This is a genomic window from Mesorhizobium sp. Arg314 (assembly GCF_053714275.1).
This window is the reverse complement of the sequence record NZ_JBSKBP010000182.1, coordinates 1-937: the sequence shown is the minus strand read 5'-3', so window position 1 is coordinate 937 and position 937 is coordinate 1. Positions and strand designations below refer to the sequence as shown.

1 protein-coding gene is annotated in these 937 nt (G+C 55.1%); it reads left to right on the top strand.

Annotated features, from left to right (window positions below; genetic code table 11):
• Nucleotides 1-422: 422 nt before the first annotated feature.
• Complete coding sequence (locus ACWGS9_RS34960; protein ID WP_454509448.1) at nt 423-830, top strand: hypothetical protein; 408 nt, start codon at nt 423-425, stop codon at nt 828-830.
• Nucleotides 831-937 lie beyond the last annotated feature (107 nt).

Genomic DNA, 937 nt, shown 5'->3' with positions numbered 1-937 from the left:
GGCTGAGGGCATCCTTCGGCTGTCAGCTCACACTTCCGTCCAGACCGCCGCAACATCCCCGTCGCTTCCAAACACGAAATCAAGGGATCGCATCATGCCGCTGTGGTGATGCGGGCGGTGTCGCTCATACGGCAGGCTCTTGGCGTGACGACAAGCATATCGGCAACTATCTTTCCGAAATAACGTGGCCTATCATCGCCGCGCTATCGAAGATAGTATGCGCATGAATTGGCTGCTTGCGTAGGTGGAAGACTGTCTCCGGTGGCGGAGAATCCGTTTTTCGAAATGGATTTTGAAGAGTCGCTTTCTCGCATATGTCAGACCGACAGGGGTGAGTTGGAGAAAGCAATCGAGCGTGAGGTTATTTGAGCGGGTCGCGCGCAACAAAAAGCGCGTGGAGGACGCTTGGGAGGACATTGCGCATGGGGCAAGAACTAGACCAAAGAAAGACCGATACCATCTTTGATTTTCTCTATGTGGATCACCACCGCATAGGCCCTTTTCTTTCACAGTTTTCCGAGTTCCGCCATCTTACTGATGTGGTTCACCCTAGGAGTGCAACCGACGATGCCGCCGTTACGGGCGGCCTGAAGGGCATCCTCAGTGGCGAAACCAAAAGCGGTGAGCGGGAAGACATTGAGCGGCGCCATAGCCTGCCGGGCGATCCCAAGACCAACGTGGCAGATATAGGCTGCACCTGCGGCGGCGGAGACAACATTTATGGCTCTCAGGCCATTGCGTTCTGGCAGGAGCTTGGATTGATTTTTGGCCGTCCAAGCGACTGCTACGGGACAACTCCCATCGCGATAATGCACGAAGTCAAAGCCTAGCGTAGGTCACATTCGTATATAGGTTCCAAAATGATGGACAAAGCTTGGGTTTCGCCGAAAGGACCGGGGCTGCCTTGGCTGGCGGGCGAATATGAGGCGTTGCGCGA